This window comes from Pseudomonas sp. DCB_BI (genome assembly GCF_026240995.1).
Taxonomy (GTDB): domain Bacteria; phylum Pseudomonadota; class Gammaproteobacteria; order Pseudomonadales; family Pseudomonadaceae; genus Aquipseudomonas.
The window spans coordinates 141,451-158,819 of the sequence record NZ_JAPFCG010000013.1 but is presented as its reverse complement, the minus strand read 5'-3'; the positions used below and the strand labels follow the sequence as shown (position 1 = coordinate 158,819).

The 17,369-nt window shown below is 63.0% G+C and carries 12 protein-coding genes; 3 read left to right on the top strand and 9 right to left on the bottom strand.

The window, feature by feature from the left end:
- Positions 1-35: 35 nt before the first annotated feature.
- The 7 genes from rpsA to mtnA all read right to left on the bottom strand — a co-directional run bounded on the left by rpsA (position 36) and on the right by mtnA (position 11,553).
- On the bottom strand, positions 36-1,712 hold the full coding sequence (rpsA, locus tag OO258_RS15925; RefSeq protein WP_003252673.1) for a 30S ribosomal protein S1: 1,677 nt from the start codon (positions 1,710-1,712) through the stop codon (positions 36-38).
- A gap of 124 nt (positions 1,713-1,836) precedes the next feature.
- Complete coding sequence (cmk, locus tag OO258_RS15920; RefSeq protein ID WP_266031484.1) at positions 1,837-2,523, bottom strand: (d)CMP kinase; 687 nt, start codon at positions 2,521-2,523, stop codon at positions 1,837-1,839.
- Positions 2,520-4,727 (bottom strand): bifunctional prephenate dehydrogenase/3-phosphoshikimate 1-carboxyvinyltransferase, encoded by a 2,208-nt coding sequence (locus tag OO258_RS15915; protein WP_266031540.1) that lies wholly within the window; start codon positions 4,725-4,727, stop codon positions 2,520-2,522. The genes cmk and OO258_RS15915 overlap by 4 nt, the downstream gene beginning before the upstream one ends.
- A gap of 197 nt (positions 4,728-4,924) precedes the next feature.
- Positions 4,925-6,019 carry a prephenate dehydratase gene (gene pheA / locus OO258_RS15910; RefSeq protein WP_110745550.1) on the bottom strand — a complete coding sequence of 365 codons (1,095 nt, stop codon included), beginning with the start codon at positions 6,017-6,019 and terminating at the stop codon, positions 4,925-4,927.
- Positions 6,019-7,104 carry a 3-phosphoserine/phosphohydroxythreonine transaminase gene (gene serC, locus OO258_RS15905; protein ID WP_266031482.1) on the bottom strand — a complete coding sequence of 362 codons (1,086 nt, stop codon included), beginning with the start codon at positions 7,102-7,104 and terminating at the stop codon, positions 6,019-6,021. Before serC ends, pheA begins: the two co-directional genes overlap by 1 nt.
- Before the next feature lie 198 nt (positions 7,105-7,302).
- Positions 7,303-10,068 (bottom strand): DNA gyrase subunit A, encoded by a 2,766-nt coding sequence (gene gyrA / locus OO258_RS15900; protein ID WP_266031480.1) that lies wholly within the window; start codon positions 10,066-10,068, stop codon positions 7,303-7,305.
- Positions 10,069-10,476: 408 nt separating this feature from the next.
- On the bottom strand, positions 10,477-11,553 hold the full coding sequence (mtnA, locus tag OO258_RS15895; RefSeq protein ID WP_110745552.1) for an S-methyl-5-thioribose-1-phosphate isomerase: 1,077 nt from the start codon (positions 11,551-11,553) through the stop codon (positions 10,477-10,479).
- Positions 11,554-11,663: 110 nt separating this feature from the next.
- Here mtnA and ubiG point away from each other — a divergent pair, with 110 nt between their 5' ends.
- From ubiG to OO258_RS15880, 3 genes are all read left to right on the top strand, one after another.
- Complete coding sequence (gene ubiG, locus OO258_RS15890) at positions 11,664-12,362, top strand: bifunctional 2-polyprenyl-6-hydroxyphenol methylase/3-demethylubiquinol 3-O-methyltransferase UbiG (RefSeq protein ID WP_012271034.1); 699 nt, start codon at positions 11,664-11,666, stop codon at positions 12,360-12,362.
- A gap of 2 nt (positions 12,363-12,364) precedes the next feature.
- Positions 12,365-13,036: an N-acetylmuramic acid 6-phosphate phosphatase MupP gene (gene mupP / locus OO258_RS15885; protein ID WP_266031479.1), complete on the top strand. Its 672-nt coding sequence runs from the start codon at positions 12,365-12,367 to the stop codon at positions 13,034-13,036.
- 66 nt (positions 13,037-13,102) lie between these two features.
- Complete coding sequence (locus tag OO258_RS15880; RefSeq protein ID WP_266031477.1) at positions 13,103-13,843, top strand: YciK family oxidoreductase; 741 nt, start codon at positions 13,103-13,105, stop codon at positions 13,841-13,843.
- Positions 13,844-13,967: 124 nt separating this feature from the next.
- Here the strand turns inward: OO258_RS15880 and OO258_RS15875 are convergent, their stop codons facing one another.
- Both OO258_RS15875 and OO258_RS15870 read right to left on the bottom strand, forming a co-directional pair.
- Positions 13,968-14,753: a TenA family transcriptional regulator gene (locus OO258_RS15875; protein ID WP_110745554.1), complete on the bottom strand. Its 786-nt coding sequence runs from the start codon at positions 14,751-14,753 to the stop codon at positions 13,968-13,970.
- Positions 14,754-14,783: 30 nt separating this feature from the next.
- Complete coding sequence (locus OO258_RS15870; RefSeq protein ID WP_110745555.1) at positions 14,784-17,240, bottom strand: EAL domain-containing protein; 2,457 nt, start codon at positions 17,238-17,240, stop codon at positions 14,784-14,786.
- Positions 17,241-17,369 lie beyond the last annotated feature (129 nt).

Genomic DNA, 17,369 nt, shown 5'->3' with positions numbered 1-17,369 from the left:
CCCGAGGGTCGCCCTTTTTACCGATCAAACAGAACTCAGTTCTGCTTGGCCATTGCTTCGCGCAGCAGCGCAGCCATGGTGGTGTCGGCAGCAGCTTCCGGAGCGTTTTTCAGGCTCTGGATAGCTTCGCGCTCTTCAGCGTCGTCTTTCGATTTGATCGACAGGCTGATAACGCGGGACTTGCGGTCAACGCTGATGATCTTGGCTTCGATCTCTTCGCCTTCCTTCAGAACGTTACGCGCGTCTTCAACGCGGTCACGGCTGATTTCGGAAGCCTTCAGAGTAGCTTCGATGTCGTCGGCCAGGGTGACGATGGCGCCTTTGGCGTCAACTTCTTTCACGATGCCCTTGACGATAGCGCCCTTGTCATTGACAGCAACGAAGTTGGAGAACGGATCGTCTTCCAGCTGCTTGATGCCCAGGGAGATGCGCTCGCGCTCTGGGTCGACCGACAGGATGACGGTTTCCAGCTCGTCGCCCTTCTTGAAACGACGTACGGCTTCTTCGCCGGTTTCGTTCCAGGAGATGTCGGACAGGTGAACCAGACCGTCGATGCCGCCGTCCAGGCCAATGAAGATACCGAAGTCGGTGATCGACTTGATGGTACCGGTGATCTTGTCACCCTTGTTGAACTGGCCGGAGAAGTCTTCCCATGGGTTGGACTTGCACTGCTTGATGCCCAGGGAGATACGACGACGCTCTTCGTCGATGTCCAGAACCATGACTTCCACTTCGTCGCCAACCTGAACGACTTTCGACGGGTGGATGTTCTTGTTGGTCCAGTCCATTTCGGAAACGTGTACCAGACCTTCAACGCCTTCTTCCAGCTCAGCGAAGCAGCCGTAGTCGGTCAGGTTGGTAACGCGAGCCTGTACGCGAGTACCTTCTGGGTAACGGGCAGTGATAGCTACCCACGGATCTTCGCCCATTTGCTTCAGACCCAGCGAAACGCGGTTGCGCTCGCGGTCGAACTTCAGAACGCGTACGTCGACTTCGTCGCCAACGTTAACGATTTCCGATGGGTGCTTGATGCGCTTCCAGGCCATGTCGGTGATGTGCAGCAGGCCGTCGATACCGCCCAGGTCCACGAATGCGCCGTAGTCGGTGAGGTTCTTGACGATACCTTTGACTTGCTGGCCTTCCTGCAGGGTTTCCAGCAGGGCTTCGCGCTCGGCGGAGTTCTCGGCTTCCAGCACGCTGCGACGGGAAACGACAACGTTGTTGCGCTTCTGGTCCAGCTTGATGACCTTGAATTCCAGCTCTTTGCCTTCCAGGTGGGTGGTGTCGCGCACTGGGCGGACATCAACCAGGGAGCCCGGCAGGAACGCACGGATGCCGTTAACGTCGACAGTGAAGCCGCCCTTAACCTTACCGTTGATAACGCCCTTGACCACTTCTTCGGCGGCGAAAGCTGCTTCCAGAACAATCCAGCACTCGGCGCGCTTGGCTTTTTCACGGGACAGTTTGGTTTCGCCAAAGCCGTCTTCGACCGCGTCCAGCGCAACGTGAACTTCGTCACCGACCTTGATGGTCAGTTCGCCAGCTTCGTTGTAGAACTGCTCGAGCGGGATGACACCCTCGGACTTCAGGCCAGCGTGTACGGTAACCCAGTCGCCGTCGATGTCGACAACGATACCGGTGATGATGGCACCCGGCTGAAGATTGAGGGTTTTCAGGCTTTCTTCAAAGAGTTCTGCAAAGCTTTCGCTCATTTTAATTCCTGTAGATTCGGGCGAAACAAACGCCCCTCGCCACATTCCAGACAATGTGGGTCTGTTTTAAGTAAAGGAGGGCCGGCAAGACGTTGACTGGTGAACCTGCCTGCTCTCCTGGTGATCAGAGAAGGTCGCGCTGGGCGATCTCGCTCCTGATACGTTGCAACACCTGCTCGATGGACAACTCGGTAGAGTCCAACTGAATGGCATCTGCCGCTGGCTTCAGCGGGGCCACTGCACGTTGGGTGTCACGCTCATCACGCGCACGAATCTCATCCAGCAGACTCGACAGACTAACATCTTCACCCTTGCCCTTCAACTGCAGGTAGCGCCGACGTGCGCGCTCCTCCGCACTGGCGGTAAGGAAGACCTTCAACGGCGCGTCCGGAAACACCACGGTACCCATGTCGCGGCCGTCGGCGATCAGCCCAGGCAGCTCACGGAACTCGCGCTGGCGAAACAGCAGCGCATCACGCACGGCCGGCAGCGAAGCCACCATTGACGCACCGGCACCGACGGTCTCGGTACGGATGACGTTGCTGACGTCCTCGCCCTCCAGGATGATCTGTTGCAGCTTACCGGGCTCGGCAGCGATGAACTGCACATCCAGATGGGCGGCAAGCCTGGTCAGCAGCTCTTCGTTGGTCAGGTCGACGCCATGGTTGCTGGCGTTGAACGCCAGCAAACGGTACAGCGCGCCGGAGTCCAGCAGCTTCCAGCCCAGCTCGCGGGCCAGCAGGCCGGCGACCGTGCCTTTGCCCGAGCCGCTCGGCCCGTCAATGGTGATGACCGGTGCCTGCGAATTCACGACTTGCCCTCTTCCGCCACGCGGATGCCGACTTCGGCGCACAGTGCCAGGAAGTTCGGGAACGAGGTGGCGACGTTGGCACAGTCATGAATGCGAATCGGCGCGCTGGCGCGCAGCGAGGCCACGCTGAAGGCCATGGCGATGCGGTGGTCACCGTGACCATGCACTTCGCCGCCACCCAACTGGCCGCCGTCGATGATGATGCCGTCCGGGGTCGGCTCGCACTTGATACCCAGGGTGATCAGGCCATCGGCCATGACCTGGATGCGGTCGGATTCCTTCACCCGCAGCTCTTCGGCGCCACGCAGCACGGTACGCCCTTCGGCGCAGGCAGCGGCCACGAACAGTACCGGGAATTCATCGATGGCCAGCGGCACCAGCTCTTCCGGGATATCGATACCTTTCAGCTTGGCACCGCGCACGCGCAGGTCAGCCACCGGCTCGCCACCGACTTCACGCTGGTTTTCCAGGGTGATGTCGCCGCCCATCAGGCGCAGGATGTCGATCACGCCGGTACGGGTCGGGTTGATGCCCACATGTTCCAGCACCAGCTCGGAGCCTTCGGCGATGGACGCGGCCACCAGGAAGAACGCCGCCGAGGAAATGTCGGCCGGCACTTCGATGCGGGTCGCGGTCAGCTTGCCGCCAGATTGCAGCGACGCTACCGGGCCATTGCTCTCGACCGGGTAACCGAAGCCGCGCAGCATGCGCTCGGTATGGTCACGGGTCGGCGCCGGCTCGGTCACGGTGGTCTTGCCTTCGGCATACAGGCCAGCCAGCAACAGGCACGACTTGACCTGGGCGCTAGCCATCGGCAGCGTGTAGGTCAGCCCCTTGAGCTTGTGGCCACCGCGAATGGTCAATGGCGGGCGGCCTTCCGGGCCGGTCTCGACCACCGCGCCCATTTCGCGCAGCGGGTTGGCCACGCGGTTCATCGGCCGCTTGGACAGCGAGGCGTCACCGGTCATGGTCACGTCGAACGGCTGGCCGGCCAGCAGGCCCGACAACAGGCGCATCGAGGTGCCGGAGTTGCCGACGTACAGCGGCCCGGGTGGCGGCTTGAGGCCATGCAGGCCAACGCCATGAATAGTCACGCGGCCGTGGTTGGGGCCTTCGATGACCACACCCATGTCACGGAAGGCCTGCAGGGTCGCCAGCGCGTCCTCACCTTCGAGGAAACCTTCGACCTCGGTAGTGCCTTCGGCCAGCGAGCCGAGCATGATCGAGCGGTGGGAAATCGACTTGTCGCCCGGTACACGGATCCGCCCGTTCAGGCGGCCACCCGGCTGGGCCAGGAAAATCAGATCGTTGGCGTTCATAGCGTCCACATAGGCCCGACGGGCCAGGATTTTACTGAAATGCTCGCGGGCAACCCGTGCGCGGGTGAACACACCCAGCAGCTGGTGCCCGTCCCCTTCAGCGATCGCGTCGCGCAGGGCGTCGAGATCGCTGCGATATGTATCAAGTGTGCGCAGGACAGCGTCGCGGTTGGCGAGGAAGATGTCGTGCCACATGGTCGGGTCGCTGCCGGCGATTCTTGTGAAATCGCGGAAGCCTCCCGCAGCGTACCGGAAGATCTCGAGGTTTTCATTGCGCTTGGCCAACGAATCGACCAAGCCGAAGGCCAGCAAGTGCGGCAGGTGGCTGGTGGCGGCCAGCACTTCGTCGTGGCGCTCGACCGACATGTGCTCCACATCGGCGTCCAGCGCTCGCCACAGGCGGTCGACCAGGGCCAGTGCGGCAGGGTCGGTTTCGGCCAGCGGCGTAAGGATGACCTTGTGCCGACGGAACAAGGCGGCGTTGGAAGCCTCTACTCCGCTCTGCTCGGAGCCGGCGATGGGGTGGCCGGGAACGAAGCGTGGCAGGCGTTCGCCGAAGACCGAACGCGCCTCACGGACGACGTTGCCTTTGGCACTGCCGACGTCGGTGATGATGGCGGCACCCAGGTCGAGCACGGCCAGGCGCGCAAGCACCTTTTCCATGGCCAGGATCGGCACGGCCAGCTGGATGACATCGGCCCCCACGCACGCGGCCGCGAGGTCTTCTTCGCAGCGGTCGACCACGCCCAGGGCCACGGCCTGCTTGCGCGAGGGGGCGTCCAGGTCGACACCGACCACTTCACGGCACAGGCCGCTTTCACGCAGGCCCTTGGCGAACGAGCCACCGATCAGGCCGAGGCCGACCACGACCAGGCGGTTGATGATGGGTGCGGGTTTGGTTTTTGCTGCTTTTACCACTGGTGCGAACCCTGTTCAGAAATCTAGACAGCCTGTGAGGGCCATTGGGGCCGCGGCGCGGCCCTTCGCGGGCTCGCCCGCTCCCACAGAGATCGGCATCACATGCTCACTGAGGGAGCGGGCATGCCCGCGAAGGGCTGCAAGGCAGCCCCAAGGGCCCTGTATCAAAGCACTGCCTTCGGATAAGAGCCCAGCACCTTCAGCGCCACAGCTTCCTGGCTGATCTGCTCGAGTACTGCCTTGATCAGCGGGTCACGGTGGTGACCAACGAAGTCAATGAAGAACACGTAGGTCCACTTGCCGCTGCGCGACGGGCGGGTCTCGATGCGGGTCAGGTCGATGCCGTTCTGGTGGAACGGTACCAGCAGCTCGTGCAGGGCACCGGGCTTGTTGCTCATCGAAACGATGATCGAGGTCTTGTCGTCGCCGGTCGGCGGCACTTCCTGGTTGCCGATCATCAGGAAGCGCGTGGAGTTGTCCGGGCGGTCCTCGATCTTTTCAGCCAGGCGGGTCAACCCGTACAGGTTAGCCGCCATATCGCCGGCGATCGCCGCGGAATTCCACTCGCCCTTGACCCGCTTGGCCGCTTCGGCGTTGCTCGAAACGGCCACGCGCTCAACGTTCGGGTAGTGCGCATCCAGCCACTTGCGGCACTGGGCCAGCGACTGGGCGTGGGAGTAGATGCGGGTGATGCTGTCGGTCTTGGTGCTCTCGCCCACCAGCAGGTGATGGTGGATACGCAGCTCGACTTCGCCGCAGATCACCATGTCGTGCTCGAGGAAGCTGTCCAGGGTGTGGCTTACCGCGCCTTCAGTGGAGTTTTCCACCGGCACCACGCCGAAGTTGACGGCACCGGCCGCCACTTCGCGGAACACTTCGTCGATGGCCGCCATCGGCCGGCTGATCACCGCGTGGCCGAAGTGCTTCATGGCCGCGGCCTGGGTGAAGGTACCCTCAGGGCCGAGGTAGGCGATTTTCAGCGGCTCTTCCAGGGCCAGGCACGACGACATGATCTCGCGGAACAGCCGCGCCATCTCTTCGTTGCCCAAAGGCCCCTTGTTACGCTCCATCACGCGCTTGAGCACCGCAGCTTCACGCTCGGGGCGGTAGAACACCGGCTTCTCGCCTTCTTTCAGCGAGGCGGTCTTGACCCGGGCGACTTCTTCGGCGCAGCGGGCGCGGTCGCTGATCAGCTCGAGAATTTTCTCGTCGAGGCTGTCGATGCGTACGCGCAGCGCCTTGAGTTCCTGTTCGGACATCAGCCGTGCTCCTTCTCGAATTCAGCCATGTAGCCTACCAGCGCTTCAACCGCTTCCAGGCCCAGGGCGTTGTAGATAGAGGCGCGCATGCCGCCCACCGACCGGTGGCCCTTGAGGTTGAGCAGGCCACGGGCGTCGGCGCCGGCGAGGAAGGCCTTGTCCAGGCGCTCGTCAGCCAGGCGGAACGGCACGTTCATCCACGAACGGGCGTTGACGCTGATCGGGTTGGAGTAGAACTCGCTGCTGTCGATAAAGCCGTACAGGCGGTCTTTCTTGGCGCGGTTGCGCTGCTCCATGGCAGCGACGCCACCCTGCTCTTTCAGCCACTCGAAGACCAGGCCCGAGAGGTACCAGGAATAGGTGGCCGGAGTGTTGTACATCGAGCCGTTGTCAGCCGAAACCTTGTAGTCGAGCATGGTCGGGCAGCTGCTGCGGGCATGCCCCAGCAGGTCTTCACGCACAATCACCACCACCAGGCCACTTGGGCCGATGTTCTTCTGCGCGCCGGCGTAGATCAGGCCGAACTGCGACACGTCGATCGGGCGCGAGAGGATGTCAGACGACATGTCGACCACCAGCGGAACGTCACCGGTCTGTGGCACCCAGTCGAACTGCAGACCACCGATGGTCTCGTTGGACGCGTAGTGCACGTAGGCGGCGCCCTTGGTCAGGTTCCAGTCGTTCTGGCCCGGGATGGCCAGGTAGTCGTAGGGCTTGGCGCTGGCAGCGACGTTGACGTTGCCGAAGCGGCGCGCTTCCTCGATGGCCTTTTTCGACCAGATGCCGGTCTCGATGTAGTCGGCGGTGCCGTTTTCCGGCAGCAGGTTCAGCGGGATTTCGGCGAATTGCTGGCTGGCACCGCCCTGCAGGAAGAGCACCTTGTAGTTGGAGGGGACGGACAGCAGGTCACGCAGGTCCTGCTCGGCCTTTTCGGCGATGGCCACGTAATCGTCGCTGCGATGGCTCATTTCCATCACCGACAAGCCCTTGCCGTTCCAGTCCAGCATTTCAGCCTGGGCGCGCTGCAATACAGCATCAGGAAGCGCGGCAGGGCCTGCGCAGAAGTTAAAGGCTCGTTTGCTCACATCCACTCTCGCTCTGCCAAATAGAACTTGTGGGAGCGGGTTCACCCGCGAACAAGGGCAGCCCTTGCCAAGCACCGCGGTGCCTTCTTCGCGGGTGAACCCGCTCCCACAGGGTTTTGCATTGCCCTCTGGGGCTTTGCCATCGCTAGTCAGTCAAACGGGGCGACCTTGGTCGCCCCGTTCGGGTTTTACGCTTGTTTACTCCTGCGGGGCCTCTTCGGCGCCTGCAGCTTCATCATTGTCTGGCGCTTCGGCCTCGACGCCCTCCTCGTCCGCCTCGATGACCTCATCGAGTTCGTCCTCGGACGGTTCCTGGATCCGCTCCAGGCCCACCAGCGTTTCGTCAGCGGCCAGCTTGATCAGGGTCACACCCTGGGTGTTACGGCTCAGGCTGGACACCTCGCCAACCCGGGTACGCACCAGCGTGCCCTGGTCGGAGATCAGCATGATCTCCTCGCCTTCCTGCACCTGGATAGCACCGATCAGCAGGCCATTGCGCCCCTTGGTACCCATGGCGATCACGCCCTGGCCACCGCGCCCACGACGCGGGAACTTGGACAGCGGGGTGCGCTTGCCAAAGCCACGTTCGGAGGCAGTGAGGATCTGCGAACCGGATTCCGGGATCAGCATCGAAATGATCTGCTGGCCTTTGCCCAGCTTCATGCCGCGCACACCACGGGCATTACGGCCCATTTCGCGCACCACGCTCTCGGCGAAGCGGATGACCTTGCCGGCGTCGGAGAACATCATGACTTCCTTGGCGCCGTCGGTGATGGCCGCGGCGATCAGGGTGTCGCCTTCCTTCAGCTTCAAGGCGATCAGGCCATTGGAGCGCGGACGGGCAAACTGCACCAGCGGGGTCTTCTTGACGGTACCCGAAGCGGTTGCCATGAAGATATACGCGCCGGTCGGCTCTGCCACCCACTCTGGGGTATCGCCGTCTTCTTCGTCGACTTCTTCCGCCTCTACCAGCTCACCTTCGAGCACGGTGTCATCGGCGTCTTCCAGCTCTTCTTCAAGGTCGGCGTTCTGCTGCAGCGCCTCAAGGTCGATCTGCAGCATGGCGGTGATGCGCTCACCTTCTTCCAGCGGCAGCAGGTTGACCAGCGGGCGACCACGCGCAGCACGGGACGCTTCAGGGATTTCGTAGGTTTTCTTCCAGTACACCTTGCCCTTGCTGGAGAACAGCAGCAGCGTGGCGTGGCTGTTGGCGACCAGCAGGTGCTCGATGTAGTCCTCGTCCTTCACGCCAGTCGCCGACTTGCCTTTGCCGCCACGGCGCTGGGCCTGGTAAGCGGACAATGGCTGGGTCTTGGCGTAACCGCCGTGGGAGATGGTCACCACACGCTCTTCTTCCGGGATCATGTCGCCGTAGTTGAGGTCGTGGCTGGCATTGAGGATTTCGGTGCGACGGGCATCGCCGTACTCGGCACGAATGGCTTCCAGCTCTTCGCGGATTACTTCCATCAGGCGCTCTGCGCTGCTGAGGATGCGGATCAGCTCACCGATCTGCTCGAGGATTTCCTGGTACTCGGCCAGCAGCTTCTCGTGCTCCAGGCCGGTCAGGCGGTGCAGGCGCAGGTCAAGGATGGCCTGGGCCTGTTCCGGCGACAGGAAGTACTTGCCGTCGTGCAGGCCGTACTGCTCCGGCAGGTCCTGAGGGCGGCAGGAGTCGGCACCGGCGCGCTCGACCATGACCTGCACCGCGCTGGATTCCCACGGCGTGGAAACCAGGGCTTCCTTGGCTTCGGACGGGGTTGGCGAGGCCTTGATCAGGGCAATGACCGGATCGATGTTGGACAGCGCGACTGCCTGGCCTTCAAGGATGTGGCCGCGTTCGCGGGCCTTGCGCAGCTCGAATACGGTGCGACGGGTCACCACTTCACGGCGGTGACGGACGAACGCTTCGAGCAGGTCCTTGAGGTTGAGCAGGCGCGGCCGGCCATCGACCAAGGCCACCACGTTGATACCGAACACGCTCTGCAGCTGGGTTTGCTGGTAGAGGTTATTGAGCACCACCTCCGGCACCTCGCCGCGACGCAGCTCGATGACGATGCGCATGCCGTCCTTGTCGGACTCGTCGCGCAGCTCGGTGATGCCTTCGATCTTCTTCTCTTTGACCAGCTCGGCGATCTTCTCGATCAGGCGGGCCTTGTTCAGCTGGTACGGCAGCTCGGTGATGACGATCTGCTGGCGGCCGCCGACCTTGTCGATGTCTTCGATCTCGGAGCGTGCGCGCATGTAGATGCGGCCGCGGCCGGTACGATAGGCCTCGATGATGCCCTGGCGGCCGTTGATGATGCCGGCAGTCGGGAAGTCTGGCCCAGGGATGAACTGCATCAGCTCATCGATGGTGACTTCCGGGTTGTCGATCAGCGCCAGGCAGCCATCGATGACTTCACCGAGGTTGTGCGGCGGAATGTTGGTTGCCATGCCCACGGCGATACCGCTGGAACCGTTGACCAGCAGGTTGGGGATGCGCGTCGGCATGACCGCCGGGATCTGCTCGGTGCCGTCGTAGTTGGGCACCCAGTCGACAGTTTCCTTGTGCAGATCGGCCAACAGCTCGTGGGCCAGCTTGGTCATGCGCACTTCGGTGTATCGCATGGCCGCGGCGTTGTCGCCGTCCACCGAACCGAAGTTGCCCTGGCCGTCGACCAGCAGGTAACGCAGCGAGAACGGCTGGGCCATACGCACGATGGTGTCGTAGACCGCAGTGTCGCCGTGCGGGTGGTACTTACCGATCACGTCACCGACCACACGGGCGGATTTCTTGTACGGCTTGTTCCAGTCGTTGCCCAGTTCGCTCATCGCATAGAGAACGCGACGATGCACGGGCTTCAAGCCGTCACGCGCATCGGGCAGCGCTCGCCCGACAATCACGCTCATCGCGTAGTCGAGGTAAGACTGTCTCAGTTCGTCTTCGATATTGACCGGGAGGATTTCTTTGGCCAGTTCGCCCATGAGAAGCCTGATTCCTTTTTCTGGTGAAACTTCGCAGCTCCATCAAGGGCCGAACGAAGCTCGCCGCCGCAGCGCATAGGGTGCGACGACTTACGACAAATCAATGAGTTGTGCCATGGATCTGCGCAATGAAGGCCGCCGTGATGGGCGGTCTTGGAAACTGCCGGATGTTATCACAAAGGCGGGGGCGGTGGGGAGATCTGTACGGCAGTGCACGGTCATTGTGGGAGCGGCCTTGTGTCGCGATGGGGCTGCGCAGCAGCCCCGGCAATTTTTGCTTCTTCGCCAGGATCCGGGGGCCGCCTGGCGGCCCTTTCGCGACACAAGGCCGCTCCCACACGGATCGCGCCAGCTTTTAGAAATTGAGCAAGACAGTTGCCCCCACGAGGTGCTTGTTCTATCAGGCTGTCAATGCAACCGCTTGCGGCACATCAACTGGGCCAGCTTGGCGGTATCCGGGCGTTCGACAATGCCGCGCTCGGTCACGATCACGTCGATCAGGTCGGCCGGGGTCACATCGAATACCGGGTTGAACACCTCGACATCGGGCGCCACCCGGGTACCGGCGTAATCCAGCAGCTCATCGGCCTCGCGCACTTCCAGCGGGATATCTTCGCCCGTGGCCAGGTTCAGGTCGATGCTGGTACTCGGCGCCACCACCATGAAGCGCACGCCATGGTGCATGGCGCTGACCGCCAGCTGATAGGTGCCGATCTTGCCGGCCATATCGCCATTGGCGGCAATGCAGTCCGCTCCCACCACCACCCAGGTGATGCCCTTGGTTTTCATCAGGTGAGCCAGCGCCGAATCGGCGCACAGGGTCACCGGAATGCCTTCGTTGGCCAGCTCCCAGGCAGTCAGGCGCGAGCCTTGCAGCCAGGGGCGGGTCTCGCCGGCATACACCCGCTCGACCATGCCCTCCAGGTAACCGGCGCGGATCACCCCCAGCGCCGTGCCAAAGCCACCACTGGCCAGCGCACCGGCATTGCCATAGGTGAGCAGCGTCTGGGCGTTGCCCTGGTGGCGGCGAATCAGCTCGATGCCGTGCTGGGCCATGGTCAGGTTGGCTTCACGGTCGCTTTCGTGGATGGCCACCGCTTCGGCTTCCAGCGCTGCCAGCACGTCTTCGTCCGGGCGCAGGCGCTGCAGGCGCTCGCGCATGCGGTTCAGCGCCCAGAACAGGTTGGCGGCAGTGGGGCGCGCCTCGGCCAAGCTGAGGAAGTCGTCTTCCAGGTCCATTTCCCAGTCGCCGCCTTCGGCCAGCCGCTCTTCCAGGGCCAGCACCAGGCCATAGGCTGCAGCAATACCGATCGCCGAGGCACCGCGCACGGCCATGTCGCGGATCGCTGCAGCGACCTGCGCGACATTGTCGCAGGCCAGCCAACGCTCCTCCGACGGCAACAGGCGCTGGTCGAGCAGGTGCAAGATGCCGCCCTGCCAGCGGATCCCGGTCACCTTCTCCGCCGCCAAAAGTCGCTCGCGCATCGCCTCTCCCCGTCGTTCGGATATCAAAAGCCGGCGATTATAGCGACCCTGGGGCCCGAGCGCTCGGGTATACTCCGACGCAATTTTGCGAAGTTTCAGAGGACTGTTCAATGAGCAACGTCGACCGCGCCGAAATCGCCAAGTTCGAAGCGCTGGCCCACCGCTGGTGGGACCGCGAAAGCGAGTTCAAGCCGCTGCACGAAATCAACCCGCTGCGCGTCAACTGGATCGACGAACGCGCCAGCCTGGCCGGCAAGAAAGTGCTGGACGTAGGCTGCGGCGGCGGCATCCTCAGCGAAGCCATGGCCCTGCGCGGCGCCACGGTCACCGGTATCGACATGGGTGAGGCGCCACTGGCGGTGGCTCAGCTGCACCAGCTGGAGTCCGGCGTGCAGGTAGAGTACCGGCAGATCACCGCCGAAGCCCTGGCCGAGGAAATGCCTGAACAGTTCGACGTGGTCACCTGCCTGGAAATGCTCGAGCACGTGCCCGACCCGTCTTCGGTGATCCGCGCCTGCTACCGCATGGTCAAGCCGGGCGGCCAGGTGTTCTTCTCCACCATCAACCGCAACCCCAAGGCTTACCTGCTGGCCATCGTCGGCGCCGAATACATTCTGAAAATGCTGCCGCGCGGCACCCATGACTTCAAGAAGTTCATCCGCCCGTCCGAGCTGGGTGCCTGGAGCCGCGATGCCGGCCTGCAGGTGAAGGACATCATCGGCCTTACCTACAACCCGCTGACCAAGCACTACAAGCTCAACAGCGACGTCGACGTCAACTACATGATCCAGACACTGCGCGAGGAATGAGCATGCGTTTGCGAGCAGTACTCTTCGACATGGACGGCACCTTGCTCGACACGGCGCCGGACTTCATCGCCATCTGCCAGGCCATGCTCGCCGAGCGCGGCCTGCCGGCCGTCGATGACAAGCTTATCCGCGACGTGATTTCCGGCGGCGCACGCGCCATGGTCGCCGCCACGTTTGCCATGGACCCGGACGCCGAGGGCTTCGAGGCCCTGCGCCTGGAGTTTCTCGAGCGCTACCAGCGCGACTGCGCGGTGCACAGCAAGCTGTTCGACGGCATGGGCGAGCTGCTGGCGGACATCGAGAAAGGCAACCTGCTGTGGGGCGTGGTCACCAACAAGCCGGTGCGCTTCGCCGAGCCGATCATGCAGCAGCTGGGCCTGGCCGAGCGCTCGGCACTGCTGATCTGCCCGGACCACGTGAAGAACAGCAAGCCCGACCCCGAGCCGCTGATCCTGGCCTGCAAGACCCTGGGCCTGGACCCGGCCACGGTGCTGTTCGTCGGCGACGACCTGCGCGACATCGAGTCGGGCCGCGACGCAGGCACCCGCACGGCGGCCGTGCGCTACGGCTATATTCATCCAGAGGACAACCCCAACAATTGGGGTGCCGACGTGGTGGTGGACCACCCGCTGGAACTGCGCAAGGTGATCGACAGCGCGCTGTGCGGCTGCTGATTTGCCATGGCTGGAGCCCGGTTCCACAGGGATCGGCGCCACCCCAATGAACAAGGGAAAATGCTGATGTTCGACTACACCGCCCGCCCCGACCTGCTGCAAGGCCGGGTCATCCTGGTTACCGGTGCCGGCCGCGGCATCGGCGCTGCGGCAGCCAAGGCGTATGCCGCGCTGGGCGCCACCGTGCTGTTGCTGGGCAAGACCGAGGCCAACCTGAACGAGGTCTACGACCAGATCGAAGCTGCCGGGTACCCGCAGCCTGTGGTCATCCCGTTCAACCTGGAAACCGCCCTGCCCCACCAGTACGACGAGCTGGCCGTAATGATCGAGGACCAGTTCGGCCGCCTGGACGGCCTGCTGAACAACGCCTCGATCATCGGCCCGCGCACGCCGCTGGAGCAGCTGTCGGGTGACAACTTCATGCGGGTGATGCACATCAACGTCGACGCCACCTTCATGCTCACCAGTACCCTGCTACCGCTGCTGAAGCTGTCGGAGGATGCCTCGGTGGTGTTCACCAGCAGCAGCGTCGGGCGCAAGGGCCGGGCTTACTGGGGCGCCTATGGCGTGTCGAAGTTCGCCACCGAGGGCTTGATGCAGACCCTGGCCGACGAGCTGGAAGGCGTGGCGCCGGTACGCTCCAACAGCATCAACCCGGGCGCCACGCGCACGGCGATGCGGGCGCAGGCGTACCCGAGCGAGAACCCGCAGAGCAACCCGCTGCCGGAGGACATCATGCCGGTGTACCTGTACCTGATGGGGCCGGACAGCAAAGGGGTGAATGGGCAGGCGTTCAACGCCCAATGATGTTTTGCCTGTACCGGCCCTTTCGCGGGTGAACCCGCTCCCACAGGTAGTGCGCTGCCCTCGTGGGCATTGAAAGCCTGTGGGGGGCGGGCAAGCCCGCGAAGGGGCCGGCACAGGAAAGCGATCAGCCCGCAGCCAACGCGGGTCGCATACGGCCTTGCTGGCGCCCTTCCAGCTGCATGCACCGCTCCAGGAACAGGTACATGCAGTCGTAACTCTTGCAGATCGCCCTGCGCAACTCGGTGCGCAGCCCCAGGGTCGGATTCTCACCGGCCAGGGTACAGATGATCTCCAGCGCTTCCCACGGGTGCGCATCGTCATACTGGGCGTGCATCTTCAACCACTTCATCGCCCGTTTGCGGCCTTCCTCGGGGAAACCCTGCGCATAGGTATCGGTCGAGCACACCACCGCCGACCATTCGCCGGTCGCGCCTTCGATGGCGTAGTTGGTCGCGGCCATTGAAATGGCCAGGTTCTCGGTGGCACACACCCGCCAGCACCAGTCGTTCAGGCCATTCAGCTCGGGTGGCACTTCCTGCGCCTGCAGTTCGTGCAGGTGCACGCCATGGGCCTGGCACCAGTTCACCCAGTAGTCAGCGTGGTTGAGCTCGACCCGGATGTTGCGCATCAGCCAGCGCCGGGCCATGTCTTCGCCCTGATGGCGGCCATAGCGGGTCTTGGTCAGGTTATGCGCCATGTACAGCGAAAACTGCTCGACCACCGGCCAACCACCGATCAGGTACTGACGAATGGTCGACTGCTTCAGCTGGCCATCGCGCAGGCGTGCATAGAACTCATGCTCGACCACCCGGCGCTTGCTCTCGCGGCAGTCCTCAATCAGTTGCTGGGCCCATTGGGGGTAGCTGGCGGGGTCCATCAGTGGCCCGATACGAATGAATGCATCAATCACTTTCAGCTCCTTGATCCATGTGATTTCTAGCTAGCGAAACGTGCCAGGTGCCCGCTGCAACAGAGGCCGGGTGGCGATCCGTTGGCGCTGCAGACTGTCACAGGTGAACACCTGGGGGCGTTCGATCAGGTAGCCCTGGGCGTAGTCCACGCCGATTTCCTGCAGGGCTTGCTCGATCAAGGGTGTTTCGACGAACTCGGCAATGGTGCGCTTACCCATCACATGGCCGATGTGGTTGATGACCTCGACCATGGCCCGGTTGACCGGGTCGTCGAGCATGTCCTTGACGAAACTGCCGTCGATCTTCAGGTAATCCACGGGCAAATGCTTGAGGTAGGCAAACGAGGACATGCCGGCGCAGAAATCATCCAGCGAGAAGCGACAACCCAGCCCTTTCAGCTCGTTGATGAAGCGAATGGCACTGCCCAGGTTGGCGATGGCGCTGGTTTCGGTGATTTCGAAGCAGATCATCCGCGGCGGAATGGCGTATTCGACGAACAGGCGCTGCAGGTACTCGAGGAACTTGTCATCACCGATGCTTGAGCCAGACAGGTTGATCGCGCAGATCGATAGCGGCCCTTCGCGCCCTTCGTCCAAGCACTGGCGGATGACCAGGAACACATTGCGCACCACCCAGCGGTCCAGCGCAGTCATCAGGCCATATCGCTCGGCCGCCGGGATGAAACTGTTGGGCAGAATGGTGCGGCCGCTCTCGTCATGCAGGCGCAGCAGGATTTCGATATGGCCTGGGCCTTCGAAGCTTTTCAGCGGGGCAATTTCCTGGGCATACAGGCAGAAGCGGTTTTCTTCCAGGGCTACATGCAAGCGCTGGATCCAGGCCATTTCGCCGAAGCGCATGGACAGTTCGCTGTCGTCGGCATGGTACACCTGCACGCGGTTGCGGCCCTTCTCCTTGGCCATGTAGCAGGCCATGTCGGCGGCCCGGAGCGAGGTTTCGAGGGTGCCGGGGGCCTGGGCGATGTGCACCAGGCCGACGCTGACGGTGGTGACGAACGGCCGCCCCTTCCACACGAAATGCAGGCTCTGCACCAGCTGGCGCAACTGCTCGGCGATACGCTCGGCCTGGTCCGGCGGGCAGTTTTCCAGCAACACGCCAAACTCGTCCCCGCCCAGCCGGGCCAGGGTATCGCCTTCGCGCAGGCCGGATTGCAGCACGGCGCAGATATGTCGCAGCAGCTCGTCGCCGGCGGCGTGGCCGCAGGTGTCGTTGACCAGCTTGAACTGGTCGAGGTCGAGGAACATCAGCGAGTGGCGCCCAGCCTGGCGCGCCAGGCCATTGAGCGCCTGCTCCAGGCGGTACTCGAACTCGCGGCGGTTGGCCAGCCCGGTCAGGGCGTCGTGGGTGGCCTGCCAGGACAAGTTGGCGATGTACTGGCGCTCCTGGGTCATGTCGTGCAGCACCAGCACGATACCGTTGACCTGGCCGTCGTTGACGATCGGTGAGCCCACCAGGTTGATCGACACCGTGCTGCCGTCCAGGCGCTGGATCAGCCGGGCATGCTCGGCGCCGCCCTTGAGGCTGCCGCTGAGCACCTGCTCGACCAGGCTGCGGCCGTCTTCCTCGGCCTGCTCGTCAACCAGGCTGAACAGCGCCGACAGCGGCAAGCCCTGGGCCTGGGCGGCCTGCCAGTGGGTCAACTGCTCGGCGGCCGGGTTCATGTAGCCGATGCAGCCCTCTACATCGGCGGTGATCACCGCATCGCCGATGGCCCGCAGGGTAATCTGTGCCCGCTCTTTTTCTTCCTGCAGGGCGCTGGCAAAGGCTTGGCGCTGGGCCAACAGCTTGCTGGAACGGCGCCAGGCAATCGCAATCAGGAACATCGCAGTCAGCAGGTTAGTGACCAGCAGCACCCGCAGCAACATGCGTGAGCCTTCGCCCAAGGCATCGCTGAAGGCCTTGGCGGCCGGCGTGACGCCTTCATTGATGGTGACGATGCGGGCCTTCCAGCCGTTGATCGTCTGCGCATCGACTGGGCCGGCGTCGTACCGCTGGCGCATCTCGACGGCCAGTACATCCAGCTTGGCCAGGTAGTCGTCACCGATGCTCCAGTAGTCGATGGCCGTCTGCATGTAGCTGATGCTGCGGAAGTTGCGGTAGAACCAGATGATCCCGTCGACATCGTCAGGGTGGTTGCCCCCCTGCAGGACCGCCTGGCGCGCGGCGTCCAGGTCGGGGCCGGGCTGGTCCAGCACTTCACGTACCCGTTGGTCGCCCAAGGGTACGGTTATGGCCTGGCGATAATGCTGGTAGGTACTTGGGTCGTTGGTTTCGGCGTAAAGGGTGAGGTAATAGATGGCATCTTTCTGGGCCTTGGACCAAAGACTTTCGCCCGCCACATAGGCACGCACGGCCGAGAGCGTATAAAGGCTGAGGCTACCCAGCGCCACCTGGAAGACCACAACGGCGATGAAGGGCCATGTGATGCCAAGCAGCTTCGGCGCTTCGAGTGTGCGATGTCCCTTCATGGAGTCCCTGTCACAGAGCAGATAAGGCGAAGATCGACCCAGACAAGCACAGCGTAGGCCATTTGCCATCGTTGTGGAGGGGATTTTTATGACAAGGAATCGGGGAATTTGTACAGCGTTTGCGCTGGC